Below are 20,994 nucleotides of genomic sequence, written 5' to 3'. Positions count from 1 at the left end.
TTTTAATATCTTCGTTTTTATGAATCCTAATATTCTACAAACTCCGATCGATTATTTAAAGGGCGTTGGCCCCAATCGTGCCGATGTGCTACGGAAAGAATTAGGAATTCATACCTACCAGGATCTGGTGAATTTCTTCCCTAATCGCTATCTCGATAAAACTCGCTTTTATAAAATTGCCGAATTACAACGAAACTCGGCTGAAGTACAGGTGGTGGGGAAAATAGTGAATATTAAAACTGTAGAGCAAAAGCGGGGAAAACGCCTGGTTGCCGATTTTGTAGATGAAACCGGCCGTATGGAACTGGTTTGGTTTAGAGGCCATAAATGGATTCGCGAGAATCTAAAATTAAACACTCCATACGTAGTTTTTGGAAAAACCAACTGGTTTAATGGTCTATTTAGTATGCCACATCCCGAAATGGATACGCTGGCCGATTTTAAAAAACAGCTTCGTGCAGCCATGCAACCCATTTATCCTTCTACGGAATTATTACAGAAAAAAGGGATTACCAATCGCGTGGTAAATAAAATGCTGCAACAGCTTTTTACAGAAACACAGGCCCGATTTTTTGATACGTTAAGCGAAGAAATCAGGAATGAATTTCGACTAATCTCAAAAGCTGAAGCCCTTTTTAACATCCATTTTCCTAAAAATGCCGAGCTACTTGCAAAGGCGCAGTTTCGCTTAAAATTTGAAGAGCTTTTTTATATTCAGTTGCAATTATTGCTGAAAAATCAGCTGAGAAAACAAAAAATAAAAGGCTTTGTTTTTGGCGAAATTGGAGAAAATTTCAGCGGATTTTATAAAAATCACTTGCCTTTCGATCTTACCGGTGCTCAAAAAAGAGTGATCAAGGAAATTAGGGCAGATCTTGGAACCGGCGCACAAATGAATCGTTTATTACAAGGGGACGTAGGTTCTGGAAAAACCATCGTGGCTTTAATGAGCATGCTAATTGCAATCGATAATGATTTTCAGGCTTGCTTAATGGCGCCAACAGAGATTTTAGCGATTCAGCATTACCAGGGATTGGTAGAATTATGCGAAAAAATGGATCTTTCTATTTATTTGCTTACAGGTTCTTCTAAAAAAGCGCATCGGCGTGAGCTGCATGAAAAACTTGAAAATGGCGAAATCGACATTCTAATTGGTACGCACGCACTTTTAGAAGATAAGGTGAAATTCAACAATCTTGGCTTAGCAATTATCGATGAGCAACATCGTTTTGGTGTAGCGCAACGGGCAAAATTGTGGAGAAAAAATAAAATTCCGCCTCATATTTTAGTAATGACCGCCACCCCTATTCCTCGAACATTGGCGATGAGTTTGTATGGAGATTTAGATATTTCTGTAATTGATGAATTGCCACCGGGCAGAAAACCAATTAGAACGGTGCATCGATTTGACAGCAATCGCTTAAAAGTTTTCAGATTTATTAAAGAAGAAATTGATAAAGGCCGGCAGGTTTATGTGGTGTATCCATTAATTCAGGAATCTGAAAAAATGGATTATAAGGATTTGATGGATGGGTATGAAAGTATCGCCAGGGAATTCCCAGATTTTCAGATCTCGATCGTTCATGGGCAAATGAAACCTGCAGACAAGGATTATGAAATGCAGCGCTTTGCGGAAGGAAAAACCGAAATTATGGTCGCAACCACCGTGATAGAAGTTGGTGTAAATGTGCCTAATGCCAGTGTGATGATCATAGAAAGTGCTGAAAGATTTGGACTTTCACAATTGCATCAGTTACGCGGACGTGTGGGACGTGGCGCCGAGCAGAGTTATTGTATTTTAATGACCGGCCATAAATTATCGAACGATAGCAAAACAAGATTAGAAACTATGACGGCGACCAACGATGGTTTCCAAATTGCTGAAGTCGATCTTAAACTCCGCGGCCCGGGAGATATTATGGGAACACAACAAAGTGGTGTACTTAATCTTAAGATTGCAGATATAGTGAAGGATAACGACTTACTAAAAACAGCACGGCATGTAGCTCAAAAAGTGCTAAAAGAAGATCCTAAACTGGCCTTAGAAAAGAACAAAATTTTACGATTTACTTACGGCCAATTAGCCAAGCATCAAAACATCTGGAATTATATTTCCTGATTGTAGAAATTAGCCAAAAATCCCTTAGAATTTTACAAACCTTAGATTATGCCAAAATAATTGGTAATGCTATCTTTGTGGATTGTAAAATTACTTAGATGAAGATTTCATACAACTGGTTAAAACAATTTATAAAGCTTCCTGAAGATGCCGAAAAAACCGGAGAATTACTAACAGATCTTGGTTTAGAGGTTGAAGGAATTCAAAGTTTCCAAAGTGTAAAAGGTGGTTTAGAAGGTATCGTGGTTGGGCATGTACTTAGTTGCGAAAAGCATCCAAATGCCGATAAACTAAATCTTACCAAAGTAAATATTGGTGATAACGAAGAAGTACAAATTGTTTGTGGTGCACCAAATATTGCTGCCGGGCAAAAGGTTCCGGTTGCAACTATAGGTACTGTTCTTTACGATGAAAAAGGTGAAGAATGGAAGATCAAAAAAGGGAAAATTAGAGGCGAATCTAGTTTTGGAATGATCTGTTCTGAAAAAGAAATTGGAGTTGGCAGTAGCCACGAAGGTATTATGGTAATGGATGCAGACCTTATCCCGGGAACACCTGTGGCTGAAATTTTTGATGTTGAAAATGATAAGGTTTTTGAAATTGGTTTAACGCCAAACCGTGCCGATGCCATGGGACATTGGGGTGTTGCCAGAGATCTAAAAGCAGGTTACCAGCAAACGAACAAAACTTTAGAGCTTATTACGCCATCGGTAAGTAATTTTCATGTAGACAGCCGTAGCTTAAGAATCCCGATTTTTGTTGAAGATTCTTCATTGGCACCACGTTATTGTGGGATCACGCTTAGCGATGTGAAAGTTGGTGAATCTCCTAAATGGTTACAAAATCGTCTAAAAGCAATTGGCCTTACGCCAAAAAACAATATTGTAGATGTTACTAATTATGTAATGCATGAGCTTGGGCAACCACTACACGCTTTTGATGCAGCTAAAATTACAGGAAACGAAATTCATGTAAAAACAGTTGAAGCCGGCACAAAATTCATCACTTTAGACGAAGTTGAAAGAGAACTTCACGAAGAAGATCTTATGATCTGTGATAAAGAAAAACCTCTTTGTATTGCCGGAGTTTTTGGCGGCTTACATAGCGGAGTTTCACAGAACACCACTCAGATTTTCTTAGAAAGTGCTTATTTTAATCCGGTTAGCGTTCGAAAAACTGCTAAAAGACATGGTTTAAATACCGATGCTTCTTTTAGGTTTGAACGTGGCATCGATCCTAGCATTACAGAATACGCATTAAAACGTGCCGCTCTTTTAATTACTGAATTGGCCGGTGGAGAAATTACCAGCGATATCGACGATCTTTATCCTAAGAAAATCGAAGATTTCCAGGTATTCTTAACTTTCGATAAAGTAAATAAACTAATTGGTGAAAATCTAGAAGAAGAGACCATCAAATCGATCTTAGCTTCTTTAGAAATTCGAGTGAACAATGTTACCGAAACCGGGATGGGATTAACCATTCCTTCTTATCGTGTAGATGTTCAGCGAGAATCTGATGTTATCGAAGAGATCCTTAGAGTTTACGGTTATAACAATATAAAATTCAACGAAAAGTTTAATGCTTCGGTTTCTATTTCATCGAAATTCGAAGATTATAAACTTCAAAATATAATCGCTAATCAACTTGTTGGGCAGGGATTCTACGAAACAATGGCAAATTCTCTAACCTCGCCATCGCACTTAGAACTTACCGAGCAATTAAAAAGCGAATACAATGTTGAAATGCTGAATCCGCTTAGTGGTGATCTTTCAGTAATGAGACAATCGATGTTGTTTAGCGGTCTAGAAAGTATTCGATATAATTTAAACCGAAAAAGAAGAGATCTAAAACTTTTCGAATTTGGTAAAACATATCACAGCTACGTTAGCGGTCGTGTAGAGAACAAGCACTTATCGGTTTTTGTTAGCGGTGATAAATCTACCGAGAGTTGGAGCGCAGCTGCACAAAAAGGAACTTTCTTTTATTTAAAAGGTGTGATCGAGGCAGTTTTCCAAAGATTAGGCATTAAAACTCTAAAATCTGGAGCTTCTAAATCTGATATATTTGCTGAAGGTTTAATGTTAAGTTCTGCGAAATCGAAGTTGGTAGAATTTGGGGTAATAAAAAAATCGATCCTGAAGCATTTTGATATCGATCAGGAAGTTTTATTCGCAGATTTTAATTGGGATGCAGTAATCGAAATTGCTAAAACCCAATCGAATAAATTTGTTGATATTCCTAAATATCCGGCAGTACGACGTGATTTCGCTTTACTTTTAGATGAAGCGATCTCTTATGCTGAAATTGAAACTATTGCTACACAAACTGAAAAGAAATTACTTAAAGAAGTAAATCTTTTCGACGTGTACCAGGGTGATAATCTTCCGGAAGGCAAAAAGAGTTATGCGGTAAGTTTTACTTTTCAGGATGAAAATAAAACGATGACAGATAAGCAGATCGACAAGATTATGAGTAAGCTTCAGTATCGTTTCGAAAATGAATTGAAAGCGGAACTGAGATAAATTCCGAAGAAAAAATTCTATAAAAACAAAGGCTGAAATTCGATAATTTCAGCCTTTATTTTTTCAGTATGATTGATATGTTTACGGAAATTGTTTAAAAATTTCGTCTACATATTTCCTTACATCGCGCTCTGTTCTTCGATCATCGATCTCAACTTCATTAGTTGTTCCTCTCCAGATGATCTTATTGTTTTTTCGGTTTATAAAATCAATTACAATAGATCTGGATGAATAAGGCACCTGTTGAATATTTTCTCCGGTAATACGCTGTATGGTATAATAATCCTTATACATATAAGGCTTATAATAATCACCTATGTAAAAATCTGGACGGTAATAAGAATAACTAGTATACACAGGGTCTGCATTAACCTCAACCTTATCATCGAACATGGTATGCACATAGATTAAAACCTGCGGCTGATCTTCTTCGTAGCGATAACCTTCGTCATCCATATTTTCGTTGATAGTATTTACAATTTCAGAATTAATTTCTTCATGATTGTAACCGGGTGTGCTAATCTTATTCTTATTAGGCAAAAATGCGTAAGTTGAATAATTCTTGAGATCTTTTGGGTTCTCGCCAACTTCTGTAGATTTTCCCCCTCCGCAACTTGCTAATAGGATAACAATCGATAAAAGTCCGCTCCATTTAAGTAGTTTCATAATTTAGGAATTTTACTGCATAATAATAGCTTATGCGCATTTCCCAAAATGATTTAGCATAGTTTAGACATAATTTTAACAAGCATTTAGAAACGTATAAAGTAAAGAAGCTGTTGTCAAATTTATCAATTAACAGCTAAGAGATTGGTATTTAAACCGATATTGTATATTTTAGTGGCACATGCAAAGTGATTGATGATGATGAACTTTCCCCGAACCAACATTGAAAAACAACTTTTAAGATCGCGAAATAAAAGAACTTCTGAAGATCGATTTTTAGCTGAAATTAATTCGGTTTTCAAACAAAATGAAGATATAGATCAGGACATTCTGAAGGCATTAGAAAGTGCTGATGAAAAAAACATCTCAAATTCATTGAATTTCGATCTTCTGGAATCTAATCGTATTTTTCATATTAGCGATATCCAGAAAATATGTATCGATTACCGATTGCGTTTCTTAAGCTCTTCTCTTTTTAAAGCTGAAATTCCTTACGATGCCATTATGGCGATTCGAAAACTGGAAAACGATCACAATACCAGTCTTTCTGGTTTTAGAATTATCGCTCCTGCCCGATTATTTAAATTAGAAAATGCAGATGACCCTTTATTAATGGCACCAATGGGTAACGATTATTACTACCTAATTCATAAATGGGGGAACGATCTTCATCCTTTTAGAAAATTATTAATGTGGCCATTTAAGCAATTAGAGAATTTTATCTTTTCGATGTTTCTACTAAGTTTAGCCATTACCTATTTAATTCCGCAGGAAATTTTCGCACAAGGCGGTAAACAAACAACAACTGAATTTTTAATGATCTTGTTTTTTGTATTTAAATGGGTTGGTGGCCTGGCGATTTTCTATGGCTTTAAAAAAGGGAAAAACTTTAGTGAATCCATCTGGGACAGTAAATACTACAACGCCTAAAATCCCATTAAAACTGCCTATAAATAACGTTAAACTCTAATTAAATAGGGCTTTTAAAATACCCAATATTTGTATTTTAGAATCTTAAATTGATATTATGAGCAATAACGAAACATACGAAAGGGTTTACACCGGTAGCGAGGTAAACGTACAATATTTACAGGAATTATTTAATAAATCTGGAATTTCTAATCGTGTACGTAACGATATGGAATCTGGTTTAAGAGCAGGTTTTGGTGGTGGAATCCCAGGACAGGTTCAGCTTTTTGTAATTAAAAGTCATTTTGATGAAGCTGCCGCTATAGTAAAAGCGACATTCCCAAATGATGTAGCCGAACATGAGTAAAGAAAAATTGCCTTCTAAAGGCCGTAATTACGCGTATCTAGCCGTTGGTATTTTTTCGCTTGGATACGGTGCATATCGCGTGATTAGTTTATACGAAAATTACCAGAAATATGAACTTCAGTTTGCGATTGCTATTGGCTTTGTAGCTGCTGGAGTAATTTGTATCTATAGGTTTTTTAAATCTTTAAAGTAAACTACCTCGTGGCGAGTCCTCGAGGCATTTGTTGGAAACAAATTTTTAATTTCGAGGCAAGCCTCTGGGTATTACCCTTTGGCGGTGCCAATAAAAAAGCGGCTTTTAGCCGCTTTTTTATGTTTTCGATCTATTATTTTACCACTCGATTACAGCACTAGCCCAGGTAAATCCACTACCAAAAGCAGCTAAAACAAGTGTATCGCCTTCTTTTATTTTCCCCTCTTCCCATGCTTCAGTTAAAGCAATAGGAATAGACGCTGCGGTTGTATTCCCATATTTCTGAATATTATTATATACCTGATCGTCTCTTAATTTGAATTTCTGCTGAATGAATTGCGAAATCCTAAGATTAGCCTGATGCGGAATTAGCATATCGATATCACTTACGTCCATTCCATTAGCTTTTAATCCTTCCATAATCACTTCAGAAAAACGAACCACGGCATTTTTAAATACAAATTGGCCGTTCATATAAGGATAATAAGGAATATCTTCTAGTTGGCTTTCATCTCCTGCCGTTTTATTTTCAGCAATAATTTCTGGAACCCAATGATTGGTGCTTGGCCCTTTTAAACTTAGTTCTAACGCATGTTTTCCTTCAGAATGTAAATGAGTAGATAAAACTCCCTGCCCATTATGATCACTTCTTGTTAATACCGCTGCTCCTGCTCCATCTCCAAAGATCACAGAAACAGAGCGCCCACGTGTTGTAAAATCTAAACCGCCACTATGGTTTTCGCTTCCTATTAAAAGAATATTTTTATACATTCCTGTCTTGATAAATTGATCTGCTACAGAAAGTCCATAAATAAAACCACTACATTGATTACGAACATCTATTGCAGGACAGGTATGAATATCCAACATTTCCTGTATTTGCACACCGCACCCAGGGAAATAATAATCTGGGCTTAAAGTCGCAAAGATGATCAAATCTATATCGTCTTTACTAATATTTGCTCTTTCTAAGGCAATTTTGGCAGCTTTTGCTCCCATTCCTGCCGTAGTATTTCCATCGCCTTTTTTAATATGCCTTCTTTCTTTAATTCCTGTTCGTTCCTGTATCCAGGCATCATTAGTATCCATTATTTTGGATAGATCATCATTGGTCACCACATTCTCTGGCACATATTTTCCTAATCCGGCAATTTTAGACTGATACATTCAGTTTATTTTTAAATTATTAAAAATTTATCCTCTTAAATTTAGTAAATATCTAAATTCTTAGGCTTGCAATATAGTAAAGATTAACATTTTATAGAATATCTTATCTTAGTACAACTAATATTCTAAAACCAATTTAATGAAAAAACAAATCATCGTTTATTTTCTATGCTTTGCTGCTTCTATTTTCAGCAATTATGCACAGGAAAATCTCACTTATCAAAAGCCACCAAAACCAATATTAGATCTGGTAGACGTGCCATTAGCTCCCGGAACTTATATTAATAGCAAGGGAGATCTTATGTTATTTCTTTACCGTGATCAATACAAGACTATTGCAGAACTAAGCGAGAAGGAATTACGTCTTGGTGGTTTACGAATTAATCCGGTAACCAATATTAGTAGCCGGGCTCGCTATTACAACGATATAAAAATAAAAGCTTTTAAAGCTGATGAACCTACAAACGTAAAAGGTTTACCTGAGAACCCAAGAATAGCAAATCTTAGCTGGTCCCCAAATGAAAAGAAACTCGCCTTTACACATACCTCTGAAACCGGAGTAGAATTATGGGTTATAGATATTAAATCTGCCACAGCCAAAAAACTTAGCGATGCTAACTTAAATGCCAATATGGGAAATACTATTAACTGGTTTAAAGATAGTGAAGCAATACTTGTTAAAATGCTGCCGGCAGATCGTAAAGAACTTATAGACGAAGCTATGGCAGTGCCAACAGGACCTACGGTTAGTGTAAGCGATGGTAAAGAAGCACAAAATAGAACGTATCAGGATCTTCTGAAAGACCCGAATGATGAATATAATTTTGAACAGCTTGCAAGATCTTCTTTATTTAAAGTTGATCTGGATGGACATACCGAAGAATGGATGAAAGCTAAAATGTACGATGATATAAGCTTTTCTCCAGATGGGGAATATGTTATGATAACTACCATTAAAAAACCATTTTCTTACCTGGTGCCTTATTATAGATTCCCTGCAGAAACCAATATTTATACAACCGATGCCAGCCTGGTAAATATGGTGAATGATGTACCGCTTTTGGAAGATCTGCCACAAGGTTTTATGTCTACTCAGGAAGGTCGCAGAAGCCTAAATTGGCGAGCAGATAAACCTGCGACTTTAATTTACGCCGTGGCTTTGGATGGTGGTGACCCTGAAGTTGAAGTAGATCATCGCGACCAGGTTTTTATGTTAGAAGCTCCATTTGACGGAGAAGGAAAGGCTTTCTTCAAAACCATAAATCGCTATAGCGGAATTATGTGGGGTGATGATAAAACTGCTATTGCCATGGATTACTGGTGGAATACAAGAAATAGAAAAACCTACCTGATCGATCCATCGAAAAATAATGAAGATCCTAAAATTCTTTTTGATAGAAATTACCAGGACGTTTACAGTAATCCAGGAAATTTTGTAACGCATAAAAATGACTTCGGAAGATATGTTTTAGAACTTGACGGGAAAGATGCTTATTTAATTGGTGCTGGCTATTCTGAAAAAGGACAATATCCATTTATTGATAAAATTGATTTATCAACTGGCAATACCAACCGACTTTACCAATCTACTTTTGAAGATAAAAAAGAAAGTATCGTTGAAGCTTTAGATATGGACAAAGGTGAAATACTGGTGAGAATTGAAGCTTCAACAGAGTATCCTAATTATTATATTAGAAACATCAAGAAAAAAATTGGTTTGCAGCAAATCACCAATTTTGAAAATCCTTTTAAAAGTTTAGAAGAAGTAAGTAAAGAAGTGATCACTTACAAGCGTGAAGACGGTTTAGAGCTGAACGGGACACTTTATTTACCTGCGGGATACGATAAAGAAAATCCTGAAAAACTACCTATGATCATGTGGGCATATCCACGCGAGTACAAGGATAAAAATTCAGCTTCACAAAATACTAGTAATGCAAATGATTTTACATATCCTTATTACGGTTCTCCTATTTATTGGGTGAATAGAGGTTATGCCGTTTTAGACGATGCCGCGTTCCCAATTATTGGCGAAGGTGATGAGCACCCAAATGATACTTTTAGAAAACAGTTGGTAGACAATGCGGCTGCGGCTATCGACGCGGTAGATAAGATGGGGTTTATCGATCCAGATCGTGTTGCAGTTGGCGGGCACAGCTATGGTGCTTTTATGGTGGCTAACCTATTATCACATTCTGATCTTTTTGCTGCCGGAATTGCGCGAAGTGGAGCCTACAATAGAACATTAACGCCATTCGGTTTCCAGAGTGAAGAGCGAAATTACTGGGAAGCACCAGAAGTTTACTATACCATGTCTCCATTTATGCATGCCGATAAAATGAAAACTCCCCTACTGTTAATTCATGGAGAAGCCGATAATAATTCGGGAACCTATCCTATGCAAAGCGAGCGCTATTTTAACGCATTAAAGGGACTTGGGGCTACTGCCAGACTAGTAATGCTACCTAAAGAAAGTCATGGATACAGTGCAAAAGAATCGGTTTTACATGTTCTTTGGGAACAAGATGAGTGGTTAGAAAAATATGTAAAGAATAAACCAAAAACCGATGTAAAAGCCAGTAAGGAAGAAATCCAGGATTAGTTAAAACCAACACTAATTTTTAAAAACCTTCTGAAAATTTTCAGAAGGCTTTTTTTAATAAGAAAAGCGCAATTTCTAAGAATAAAATTGCGCTTTTCAACCTAACCAATAAATCAAAATATTACACTATAAGTAATCACGGAATCTATTTATTTCTACTTTAGCTTCCAGGTCATGTAATAAGTTATAAAGTCCGAAGAAAGTCCTGTTTATATAAAGAAAATGCTTACTTCCGCGATTTCCGTTCATCTTTCGCAATTCTTCGTCCTTGCTGTATTTCTCACTCAGTTTTGTAATCGAATTCCAAAATCCTTCATCTGAAAAATCAAAAGTTTCAGAGTGAAACGGACTCGTAAATAAATTCAGCATTTCATGAAATAATGCCGAAAAATATCGAATCTCGTTTTCAGTATCGTCTTTCCTTAAAATTTCAAGTTCATATAATTTCTCGTTGAAAAATTCAGGATCATTTATATTTTCTTTTTTAGCTAATTCAAAATAAGGCACATAAAAATCATCTGGCACTTTCTTAATACAACCAAAATCGATAGCGATCAAATTCCCTGCTTTATCCACTAAAAAGTTACCGGGATGAGGATCTGCATGCACTTCTTTTAACCCATGCATCTGGAACATGTAAAAATCCCACAAGGCCTGTCCTACCTTATTTGCCTTTTCCTGATCTTTATTTGATTTGGCAAAGTCACTTAGATGCTGGCCATCCATCCAATCCATCGTAATAATTCGCTCGCTGGATAGTTCTTCGTAATACTGCGGAAACTTAAGATTTGGAATATGAGCACAAGCTTGTGAAATCTCCTTACTCTGCTTTACTTCCAAAATATAATCTGTTTCTTCTAACAGCTTTCCTTCTACTTCTTTAAAGTATTTCTCGGAATCTTTCCCCTGAAGATTAAACATTCTGGTTGCGATTGGTTTTACCATCGCTAAGTCTGAACTTATACTATCGGCCACCCCAGGATATTGGATTTTCACAGCAAGTTTTTTCCCATTTTTTGTTGCCCGGTGTACCTGCCCAATACTTGCAGCATTAACAGATTGCGAAGTAAATTCGTCGTATAATTCTTCAGGGTAATTTCCGTTATATTTCTTGAAGGTTTTTCTTACTAAGGGAGCAGATAGTGGTGGTACGCTAAATTGTGCCAAACTAAATTTCTCTACATAAGCGCTTGGCAGCAAACTTTTTTCCATCGAAAGCATTTGTGCCACCTTAAGCGCACTACCCTTTAAGCTTTTTAAGCCATCATAAATATCGCTCGCATTATCGCGATCTAGATCGTCACGAGTAAGCTCTTTGTTGAAGGCTTTTTTACTATAATACTTTAAATAATTCCCACCAATTTTTGCTCCGGTTTGTACCAATTTGCTGGTACGACCAATTTTACCTGTAGGTATTTTATCTATAGATTTCATTTAATTTTTCCTTTAATGCCTTTCGGCCTTTTCATAGCAATTTTTTGAAAAGCTTATTTAGCCATTCTTTCTTTGTATAGAAATTTTCCGAAATCTACCACACGTTCTAATGGTGTGTTATCAAAAACATCGAAAACCGTATTTACAGATTTCTCGATAGCCACATCTGTACTTTCAAATTGTGCAGAGTTGTCGTCCATCCAAAATTTCATTAAGAACAATAACTGTATCCAGGCTGCTTCAGAAAACACTTCATCTGGCTGCTGTAGGAACTTCAGTGTTTTATCCTTATTTCCTTCCTCTATTAATCCTTTAGCAAAAGATTTTACGTTTTTACGCAATCCCTTAAGTTGCTCCAGGTTTTTAATTGGTTTTGGATCTTTTTTCAGTGTAAATAAAACATAACTTCTATTCGCGGTAAGCACTTCAAAAAAAGTATAATAGAAAGTCAGCATTTTTTCACGATTAGTGAAGTTTGGATACTCCGGACTTTTCTCGATAACATTTTTGGCATTTAGATAGAACTTTTCCCAAATTCCTTTTTCTAAGCCTTCAAAACTTCCGTAGAAATTATAAAACTCTTCTTCACCGATCTTGTTCTCTTTACAGAATTTATAAACCGTCTTTGGAGCATGCTCATTTTCCAGCACATAATCCATGTAAAGGCTTATTAATTTATCTGAATCTAATTTCTTTTTTGCTGTGGTTGTTTTCTTTGTCATCGCCATAATTTCTTTTTCTCTTGTTCAAATATAGTAATTGTTTAACCTAAAACTTAATTAGTTAAACAAAATATTTGTTAAAAATAATTTCTCTCCAGATTGAAGTTCAAATAATTATCTTCTTCCGCCATTTACATTCGCAAGTCTTATGCCAAGTTGGCAGCAAACCTCTAATGGTATTTTTTTTGGTTACTAGAAACTGAATTTGATAATAAAAACTAAAAATATATGGCAACTGGAAAGATTAATGTATCTGTAGATAACATTTTCCCGCTGATAAAGAAATTTCTTTACAGCGACCACGAAATTTTCCTAAGAGAGTTAATTTCTAATGCTACCGATGCAACTTTAAAATTAAAGCACCTTACTAATATTGGTGAGACTGATGTTGAATATGGTAATCCTGTGATCGACATTAAAGTGGATAAAGAAAATAAGAAAATCCACGTGATCGATCAGGGTATTGGGATGACCAAAGAAGAAGTTGAAAAGTACATTAACGAAGTAGCTTTTTCTGGTGCAGAAGAATTCCTTGAAAAATATAAAGATTCTGCCAAAGACAGCGGAATTATTGGTCATTTTGGGCTTGGTTTTTATTCTGCTTTCATGGTAGCCCATAAAGTTGAAATTATTACCAAATCTTACAAAGATGAACCTGCTGCACATTGGACGTGTTCTGGTACAACCGAGTTTACTTTAGAAGGTTCTGATAAACAAGAACGCGGAACGGAGATTATCCTTCACGTAAATGAGGATGACGAAGAGTTCTTAGAAGAAAATAGAATCGAAGAGCTATTGGTGAAGTATAATAAGTTTATGCCAATCCCAATTCGCTTTGGAACTAAAGAAGAAACTATTCCGCTTCCAGATGATGCACCTGAAGATGCAAAGCCAGAAACCAAAACGGTAGACAACATTATTAACAATCCAGATCCTGCTTGGACAAAGCAGCCTACAGATCTGGAAGATCAGGATTACAAAGATTTTTACCGTGAATTGTATCCAATGCAATTCGAGGAACCTTTATTCCACATTCACTTAAATGTAGATTATCCATTTAATCTTACCGGGATTCTTTATTTCCCAAAGATGTCTCAGGATATGAATATCCAACGTGATAAAATTCAGCTTTATCAAAACCAGGTTTTTGTAACCGATAATGTTGAAGGTATTGTTCCTGAATTTTTAACGATGTTGCGCGGAGTTATAGATTCTCCGGATATTCCATTGAACGTTTCTCGTTCTTATCTTCAGGCAGACGGTGCGGTGAAGAAGATTTCAAGCTATATTACCAGAAAAGTTGCTGATAAATTAAAGTCACTTTTCAATAATAGTCGTGAAGATTTTGAAGCGAAATGGAACGATATTAAGGTAGTTATCGAATATGGTATGCTTATTGAAGATAAGTTTTATGATAAAGCACAGAAGTTTGCTTTATACCCAACCATCGATAACGAATACTATACTTTTGAAGAGTTAAAAGAAGCTATCAAAGGAAACCAAACCGATAAAGATGGTAACCTGGTTGTACTTTATGCTTCGAACCAGAATGAGCAACATAGCTATATTCAGGCAGCGAAAGAGAAAGGATACAAAGTATTGCTATTAGATTCGCCTATTATTTCTCACTTGCTACAAAAATTAGAATCTTCAGAAGAAAAGATCACTTTTACCAGAGTAGATTCAGATCATGTAGATAATTTAATCAAAACAGATGAGGAGAAGATCTCTAAATTATCTGATGATGAGAAAGAGAAATTAAAAGGAGATTTCGAAAAAGTAGTACCAAAAGAAAATTATACCATTCAAATGGAAGCGATGGATAGTACTGCTGCTCCACTTATGATCACTCAGCCAGAGTTTATGCGTAGAATGAAAGAAATGCAGCAAACCGGCGGTGGTGGAATGTTTGGAATGGGTAATATGCCAGAGATGTACAATCTTGTGGTAAACACCAATCACCCGTTATCTTCTGAAATTTTAAGTGCAGACGAGGAAACTCAGCAACGTTTAATTAAGCAATCATTAGACCTTGCCAGACTTTCACAAAACCTGCTTAAAGGTGAAGAACTAACTGCTTTTATTAAGCGAAGTTTCGACATGGTGAAATAGAAATTTCATATCATTAGTTTATATTAAAGCGCTGTTTCAATTTTGAAGCAGCGCTTTTTTTATTGGCACCCCCAAAGGATATAATCCCCACAGGCTTGCCTCGAAATTAAAATTTGTTTAACGAATGCCTTGAGAGCTTGCCCCGAGATAGTTTACTTTATACTGAAAGTTTTACAGCAAAATTGCTACTAAGCTAAAAATCAAAACAATGAAAAAACTACTTCTATTTTCTACAATCTTAGTTCTAATTGCCTGTAGGAACAATTCTGAAACTACCACTTCAGAAGAAAAAATAATGACAGAAGCCGATGGCGGAATTGGTGATGGTGCTTCTTCTCCCTCAATGCAATTCCCCATTGCTATTGAAAATGCACATAAAAAGGATGAATTTTTAAAGCATAAATCCGTACAATTTGATATCGCTTTGATCTTTGGCGGTAACGAACGTCTAAATGCCAAGATCACCACTTTAACGAATTCAGGAAAAATTAAAATTGAGAAGAAAGACAGTTCTTCTTTAGTTTTTGATGGCGATAAAGCCTGGATTGCCCCTGCAGCTAAAAATTATGAAGGAGCAAGATTCGACATGTTTACCTGGCAATATTTTTTTTCCCTACCATTTAAACTTACCGATAATGGCACAAATTGGGAAATGCCAAAACAGCGAATTATGGATAATAATAAGGTAAATTCGGCTAAATTGACCTTTGGAGAAAATGTAGGAGATGCACCAGACGACTGGTACGTAATCTATCAGGCAGAAGATAAAAAACTAGCTGCTGCGGCATATATTGTAACATTAAACAGAGAAGTTAGCACTGCGGAAGCAAATCCACATGCCATAAATTATCATAACTATGAAACCGTCGACGGAGTTCCATTCGCTACAAAATGGACCTTTCATAACTGGTCTCAGGAAAATGGAATCGAAAATGAAATTGGCGAAGCTAGAATCTCAAATATCAAGTTTGTAGATCCTGAAGATGATTTTTTTAAAGCACCCGAAAACGCAGAGGAAGTTAAAAAGTAAAGCTTCAATTTAGCTATTAGGTGAGTTTGGAAATTAAAAAAATCCCCAAACTGGAATCAGCAATTTTACAGGGCAATAGGAATAATATTTCTATAAACTACTCTGTAAAATTGTTGTACATCGTAAGGTTTTACGATTATATCATTCATACCGGCACTATGAATTTCTTCTCTAATTTCTTCTACCTCAACGGCAGTAAGCGCTACAATTGGAATCTCCTCGTTGAATTTTCTAATTTGCTGAGTAGCTTCCATACCCGTGATTCCCGGCATATTCACATCCATTAGTACCAGATCAAAAGCAGTATTCTTCACTTTTTCTACCGCTTCATGACCATCTTGGGCAATTTCACAAACAAAGCTTTTCTGCTCTAAAATACGCTTGGTCACCACCTGGTTTATTCGGTTATCATCAACGATTAAGATTCGGTTTTGCAATTTTGAATCCAAATCATCTGCAAGATCGACCTGTAAATCTTCAATTTTGGACACTGGAACGTCTGCTTTATTCAAGTCCTTTTTAAACTTGATTGTATAACTAAAACAAGATCCTTTATTTTCTTCACTTTCCAGATGAATATCTGAACCAAATAATTTAAGCATCTTTTTCACAATTGGAAGACCCAATCCTGTTCCCTGGTAATTATAGTTAGTAGGCTTCAGCTGCGAAAACTCTTCAAAGATCTCCTTTTGTTTACTTAAAGGGATTCCTATTCCATCATCTTTCACTTCAAATTTAATAGCTAAAAATTCTTCGGAATCTTCAACAATTTCATCTTCTACATTAACTTTTATCCAAATATTACCACGTTCTGTAAACTTAAGTGCATTCCCCACCAGGTTTACCATGATCTGAGATAAACGTACTGAGTCTCCCATTAAAAATGAAGGGATATTTTCGTCAATTTCAAGATGAATGGTATTTTTATTCTGAATTCTGGTAAACTCAAGCGTCTGCATAATACTTTGCAGCAATTCTCTAAAATTGAAAGAAATACATTCTAGTTGTACTTCTTTAGATTCCATTTTATTGATCTGGAGCACGTCATTGATCAAGGCCAGTAAATAATCTGCCGAGAATTTTAATGATTTTAGATCTTTTTGATGATCTTTTAATCCCTTATCTTCTAATAGCAATGAGGTTAATCCAATTACACCGTATAAGGGTGTTCTTAATTCATGACTTACCGTAGAGAAAAACTGTGTTTTAAGATTTGAAAGTCGCTCGGTTTCTTCTTTGGACTTTCGTAATTCTGTATTCTTTTCCTGTAATTCTGCAATTAGTGTTTTTCGCGATCTATTTATTCTATTTAAAAAGATAAGAATGATAAATAATACGATCGCTGCAACGATTAAAAGAATTAGTTTCTCATTAGATTTAGCGATTATCTGCTCCTGGTAAACTTTTTCCTGTTTTGCTAATTCTAAATTTTTCTGATATTCACTAACATCAAATCTGGCATTTGCCGACTGGATCTGTGCAGTTTTACTATGCTCAAAAATTTCAGATTCATATTCATTTTGAGTTTTTAAGGCCTGGTAAGCTTCTTTAAACTCTCCATTTCTAAAAAGCATTTCGGCATACCATTTATAGGTTTCAGCTCCTTCGTAAGCAAGGCTATCTTTATTTACAATTCTGGTAGACCTTTCGAAATAAGCTTTAGCAGAATCGATTTGGTTGGTTTCTGTAAAATATCTTCCGTAGAGCATATCTAATTCGGCATCCAGATATTCAAAATTCTGACTTTTAAGAACAGTTTTTGCGTTGTCTAAATATTCCTTGGCTTTATCTGGCTGGTTTTTATCCAGGTATGTCCACGCAATATTGATATTTGGTGCTATTAATTCTTCCTGATTATTTAATTTGGTTGCGAGATCTATTACTCGTTTATAATAAGAAATTCCCTTAAGATAATTGTCTTTAGTTTCAGAATAGATATTCCCCATATTATTGTACGCCCACATAATAAGCGTATCGTTTTTTGTGGAATTTGCATATTCTAAAGCCCGCTCGTAATGCGATTTTGCACGTAGAGTATCTCTTAATTCTTCATAAGCGACTCCCAAATTGTTGTGCCCATGATATAAATAATAATCGCTACCAAGAGAATCTGCTAAATGAATAAGATCCATAGAAGATTGAATCCCTTCATGATAATTATAATCTACAAAAAAATCTATGGAATGATTAAGCAAATCTTCTAAACTATCCTTTTCAACCTCTTTATTCTGAGCGGTTAGAGGCAGAATAAAGAAAATTATAAAGAGTGAAGTAAGCAGTAGTTTTCGTATCAAGACCAAAGGAAATAGTTAGCGACATCCAGCGCGGAAAATTACTCTATTTAAGATAATTACACAAAAAAATGTGCTAAACTAGCTAAATTAGTTTTAAAAGTATTCTTATTAAACTTAATAAAGCTATCTTCCTTAAAAATTAGTACTATGAAATATCCCTGGCATCTCTATTTAATGGGAATTATGTATGTAATTGCCGGTATTAATCATTTTATCAAACCAAAAATGTATGTGAAGATCATGCCGCCTTACATCCCGGCTCATCTTAACATGGTTTACTTAAGCGGTATCGCAGAGATCGTTTTAGGAATTGCTGTTTGTTTTGCCATGACTAAAAATTATGCGATTTACGGACTTATCGCCATGTTGCTTGTTTTTTTCACCGTTCATTTTTATATGCTTTCTTCTCCTGAAGCCGGAGCCGGAATACCAAAATGGATATTGATCCTTCGTATTCCGTTGCAATTTTTATTAATTTGGTGGGCATGGTTTTATTTAAAGTATTAATATGACTGAAGAAATAGAACTTCCAAAAGCGAATTTAATTTATGATTCGCAATTTCTCGATGCTGATTTTTCTCAAAAACTCTTCAAAGAACTTTACACCCAAACCAATTGGATACAGGAACCTATCAAAATCTTTGGTAAAGAAATGATGCAACCACGATTAACGCATCTTTTTGGAGAGAAATCTTATTCCTATTCCAACATAAAAATGGATCCTGAGCCGTTTCCTGAAATGCTTCAGCAATTAAAAAATAAACTCGAAAACTTTACAAAATCGACATTCAATGTTTGTCTTGCTAACTTGTATCGAGACGGGCAGGATAGCATGGGCTGGCATAGCGATGATGAAAAAGAATTGGGCAAAAATCCAACAATTGCATCGATAAGTTTAGGTGGTGAGCGTATGTTTCACCTTCAGCATAAAACAAAAAAGGAGCTAAAACAAAAACTTGTCTTAACTCCCGGTAGTTTATTAATTATGGCCGGAGAAACCCAACATTTTTGGAAACATCAGCTTCCTAAAACTAAAAAAAAGGTTGCTCCAAGGATTAATCTTACCTTTAGGCAGATTATCGATTAATTATAAATATCGTTAAGCACTTTCGCTAAACGAATACCTCCTTTTTGTAATTGTTGTCTTACCGTAGGAAACCACTCGTACATATATTTATAACCAAGGTCGTTATCGTCTTCAACAGATTTGTATAATTTTTCAGCAAGATTTCGGCTTTCATAAACCCAGTCTAACAAATCACCTTCCTGAATAGCTTTTACCTGGTATTTGCTTAACTGGTCTCTATTCTCAGCAAGTTCAGTATAACTCATTTGATAAGAATCGATCATTTTGCTATCCCAAACACTGTGTATATTGGTCTTTTTTCCAAACCACTCTACATCTACTCTATTTCCACCAAGATCGGCTGCATGACCAACATGAAAAGGTTGGTGAAGATCTCCCACAAAATGAACCAGCATTTTAAGATAGAATTGCTTATCCTCTCTACTTGCATTCTTATCCTTTAAAACCTCAATACATTTTCTAATGCCCATCACCAGGTCACCGTCTTCACTGGCCGTTTCTGGATCGTATTCGGTTGCATTTGGATCTAAATTCACATAATGCCAGGGGCTGTATTTTCTATAAGCAGGATCACTTTTAATATCGTCTCCATGATTGGCTACAAATGCCAAACTATGCCCATCTAACAATTTCTCGATAGCTTTTTGTGCTTTTCTAGACAGGTGTACCTGCGCAATTTCGCCAGTAGTTCTGTGTCCTGTTTTACCCCAATCTGCATCATTTGCAAATGAAAACTGACTAATAAATACGGCTACAAATAGGATTAATAATTTCTTCATTCCAGATAAATTTTAGCGCAAATATAACCAAGCTTAAGTAATTTAAATGTTAAACATCGATTCTGTTAATTTTTAATTCAATATATTTATGATATCAATTTAATATCAATTAAAAATACTATATCATGACACAGGAAAAATCTTCATCGCCATCGAATGGCTATTTTATGTTATTTGTCTTCATTGTTCTATTCTTCGGAAGTATTTTCGGGTTAATCGCATTTAAAATGGCCTGGTTCATTTTAGGTATTCTTATTGCTCTTTTTCTGGCTCCCGGTTTTTTACTGGTTAATCCCAACGAATCCAGAGTACTTCTATTATTTGGGGATTACCGCGGAACCGTTAAGAAAAACGGACTTTTTTGGACAAATCCTTTTTACACCAAAAAGAAAATCTCACTACGTGCCAGAAACTTTGATAGTGAGCGCTTAAAAGTGAATGACAAGCTGGGGAATCCTGTAATGATCAGCACTATTTTAGTATGGCGTGTTCGCGACACCTACAAAGCTTCTTTTGATGTTGATAATTTTGAAAACTTCGTAGTAGTACAAACAGATGCTGCGGTTAGAAAATTAGCCAGTTTGTATCCTTACGATAATTTTGCAGATGAAGGTTTAGATGAAGATATTACGCTACGAAGTAGCATGAACGAAGTAAGTGATGCTTTAGAAAAAGAGTTGGAAGAACGCCTAGAAATTGCTGGGATCGAAGTATTAGAATCAAGAATTGGTTACTTAGCTTACGCCAATGAAATTGCCAGTGCGATGCTGAAAAGACAGCAAGCTACCGCTATTGTTGCCGCTCGCCATAAAATCGTAGAAGGTGCGGTAAGTATGGTAGAAATGGCTTTGGATGAATTAGGCAAAAAAGAGATCGTTCATTTAGATGAAGAACGCCGTGCGGCAATGGTAAGCAACCTGATGGTAATTTTGTGTGGTGATAAAGATGCATCGCCGGTAGTGAACGCAGGAACACTAAACCATTAAAA

17 protein-coding genes are annotated in these 20,994 nt (G+C 35.8%); 11 read left to right on the top strand and 6 right to left on the bottom strand.

Annotation, left to right across the window (positions count from 1 at the left end):
- Window positions 1–19: 19 nt before the first annotated feature.
- Both recG and pheT read left to right on the top strand, forming a co-directional pair.
- On the top strand, window positions 20–2,119 hold the full coding sequence (gene recG, locus INR75_RS09770; RefSeq protein ID WP_223091749.1) for an ATP-dependent DNA helicase RecG: 2,100 nt from the start codon (window positions 20–22) through the stop codon (window positions 2,117–2,119).
- A gap of 98 nt (window positions 2,120–2,217) precedes the next feature.
- Complete coding sequence (gene pheT, locus INR75_RS09765; RefSeq protein ID WP_223091748.1) at window positions 2,218–4,644, top strand: phenylalanine--tRNA ligase subunit beta; 2,427 nt, start codon at window positions 2,218–2,220, stop codon at window positions 4,642–4,644.
- An 81-nt stretch (window positions 4,645–4,725) separates the two neighbouring features.
- Here the strand turns inward: pheT and INR75_RS09760 are convergent, their stop codons facing one another.
- Window positions 4,726–5,310, bottom strand: a complete 585-nt coding sequence (locus INR75_RS09760; RefSeq protein WP_223091747.1) for a DUF4136 domain-containing protein — start codon at window positions 5,308–5,310, stop codon at window positions 4,726–4,728.
- A 195-nt stretch (window positions 5,311–5,505) separates the two neighbouring features.
- Here INR75_RS09760 and INR75_RS09755 point away from each other — a divergent pair, with 195 nt between their 5' ends.
- The 3 genes from INR75_RS09755 to INR75_RS09745 all read left to right on the top strand — a co-directional run bounded on the left by INR75_RS09755 (window position 5,506) and on the right by INR75_RS09745 (window position 6,779).
- A complete protein-coding gene (locus INR75_RS09755) occupies window positions 5,506–6,240 on the top strand; it encodes a hypothetical protein (protein WP_223091746.1) in 735 nt (244 codons plus the stop codon).
- Window positions 6,241–6,337: 97 nt separating this feature from the next.
- The gene (locus INR75_RS09750) at window positions 6,338–6,586 is read left to right on the top strand and encodes a putative signal transducing protein (RefSeq protein WP_092544213.1); all 249 of its coding nucleotides are present in this window, start codon (window positions 6,338–6,340) and stop codon (window positions 6,584–6,586) included.
- Window positions 6,579–6,779, top strand: a complete 201-nt coding sequence (locus INR75_RS09745) for a hypothetical protein (RefSeq protein ID WP_092544211.1) — start codon at window positions 6,579–6,581, stop codon at window positions 6,777–6,779. Before INR75_RS09750 ends, INR75_RS09745 begins: the two co-directional genes overlap by 8 nt.
- 138 nt (window positions 6,780–6,917) lie before the next feature.
- Here the strand turns inward: INR75_RS09745 and INR75_RS09740 are convergent, their stop codons facing one another.
- Window positions 6,918–7,946, bottom strand: a complete 1,029-nt coding sequence (locus tag INR75_RS09740; RefSeq protein ID WP_223091745.1) for a 3-oxoacyl-ACP synthase III family protein — start codon at window positions 7,944–7,946, stop codon at window positions 6,918–6,920.
- Window positions 7,947–8,085: 139 nt separating this feature from the next.
- Between INR75_RS09740 and INR75_RS09735 the strand changes: the two genes are divergently transcribed.
- The gene (locus tag INR75_RS09735; RefSeq protein ID WP_223091744.1) at window positions 8,086–10,548 is read left to right on the top strand and encodes a S9 family peptidase; all 2,463 of its coding nucleotides are present in this window, start codon (window positions 8,086–8,088) and stop codon (window positions 10,546–10,548) included.
- A gap of 126 nt (window positions 10,549–10,674) precedes the next feature.
- Here the strand turns inward: INR75_RS09735 and INR75_RS09730 are convergent, their stop codons facing one another.
- Together INR75_RS09730 and INR75_RS09725 are read right to left on the bottom strand one after the other, a co-directional pair.
- Window positions 10,675–11,982 (bottom strand): AarF/ABC1/UbiB kinase family protein, encoded by a 1,308-nt coding sequence (locus tag INR75_RS09730; protein WP_223091743.1) that lies wholly within the window; start codon window positions 11,980–11,982, stop codon window positions 10,675–10,677.
- 53 nt (window positions 11,983–12,035) lie between these two features.
- Window positions 12,036–12,704: a TetR family transcriptional regulator C-terminal domain-containing protein gene (locus INR75_RS09725; protein ID WP_255584696.1), complete on the bottom strand. Its 669-nt coding sequence runs from the start codon at window positions 12,702–12,704 to the stop codon at window positions 12,036–12,038.
- 228 nt (window positions 12,705–12,932) lie between these two features.
- Here INR75_RS09725 and htpG point away from each other — a divergent pair, with 228 nt between their 5' ends.
- Together htpG and INR75_RS09715 are read left to right on the top strand one after the other, a co-directional pair.
- A complete protein-coding gene (gene htpG / locus INR75_RS09720; RefSeq protein ID WP_223091741.1) occupies window positions 12,933–14,816 on the top strand; it encodes a molecular chaperone HtpG in 1,884 nt (627 codons plus the stop codon).
- A 208-nt stretch (window positions 14,817–15,024) separates the two neighbouring features.
- Entirely contained in the window at window positions 15,025–15,846 is an 822-nt protein-coding gene (locus INR75_RS09715; RefSeq protein WP_223091740.1) for a hypothetical protein, read from the top strand.
- 65 nt (window positions 15,847–15,911) lie between these two features.
- Here the strand turns inward: INR75_RS09715 and INR75_RS09710 are convergent, their stop codons facing one another.
- The gene (locus tag INR75_RS09710; RefSeq protein WP_255584695.1) at window positions 15,912–18,140 is read right to left on the bottom strand and encodes a response regulator; all 2,229 of its coding nucleotides are present in this window, start codon (window positions 18,138–18,140) and stop codon (window positions 15,912–15,914) included.
- A 147-nt stretch (window positions 18,141–18,287) separates the two neighbouring features.
- On the opposite strand from INR75_RS09710, the gene INR75_RS09705 reads away from it, so the two are divergent.
- Together INR75_RS09705 and INR75_RS09700 are read left to right on the top strand one after the other, a co-directional pair.
- Complete coding sequence (locus tag INR75_RS09705) at window positions 18,288–18,647, top strand: hypothetical protein (protein WP_223091738.1); 360 nt, start codon at window positions 18,288–18,290, stop codon at window positions 18,645–18,647.
- A 1-nt stretch (window position 18,648) separates the two neighbouring features.
- Window positions 18,649–19,227 carry an alpha-ketoglutarate-dependent dioxygenase AlkB gene (locus INR75_RS09700; RefSeq protein ID WP_223091737.1) on the top strand — a complete coding sequence of 193 codons (579 nt, stop codon included), beginning with the start codon at window positions 18,649–18,651 and terminating at the stop codon, window positions 19,225–19,227.
- On the opposite strand, the gene INR75_RS09695 is transcribed toward INR75_RS09700, so the two are convergent.
- Window positions 19,224–20,006 carry a S1/P1 nuclease gene (locus INR75_RS09695; RefSeq protein WP_223091736.1) on the bottom strand — a complete coding sequence of 261 codons (783 nt, stop codon included), beginning with the start codon at window positions 20,004–20,006 and terminating at the stop codon, window positions 19,224–19,226. The genes INR75_RS09700 and INR75_RS09695 overlap by 4 nt on opposite strands.
- 125 nt (window positions 20,007–20,131) lie before the next feature.
- Between INR75_RS09695 and INR75_RS09690 the strand changes: the two genes are divergently transcribed.
- Entirely contained in the window at window positions 20,132–20,992 is an 861-nt protein-coding gene (locus INR75_RS09690) for an SPFH domain-containing protein (protein WP_223091735.1), read from the top strand.
- The last annotated feature ends 2 nt before the right edge of the window (window positions 20,993–20,994 follow it).

It is taken from the genome of Zunongwangia sp. SCSIO 43204, assembly GCF_019904275.1.
Classification (GTDB): domain Bacteria; phylum Bacteroidota; class Bacteroidia; order Flavobacteriales; family Flavobacteriaceae; genus Zunongwangia; species Zunongwangia mangrovi.
This window is presented reverse-complemented; position numbering and strand designations above follow the sequence as displayed.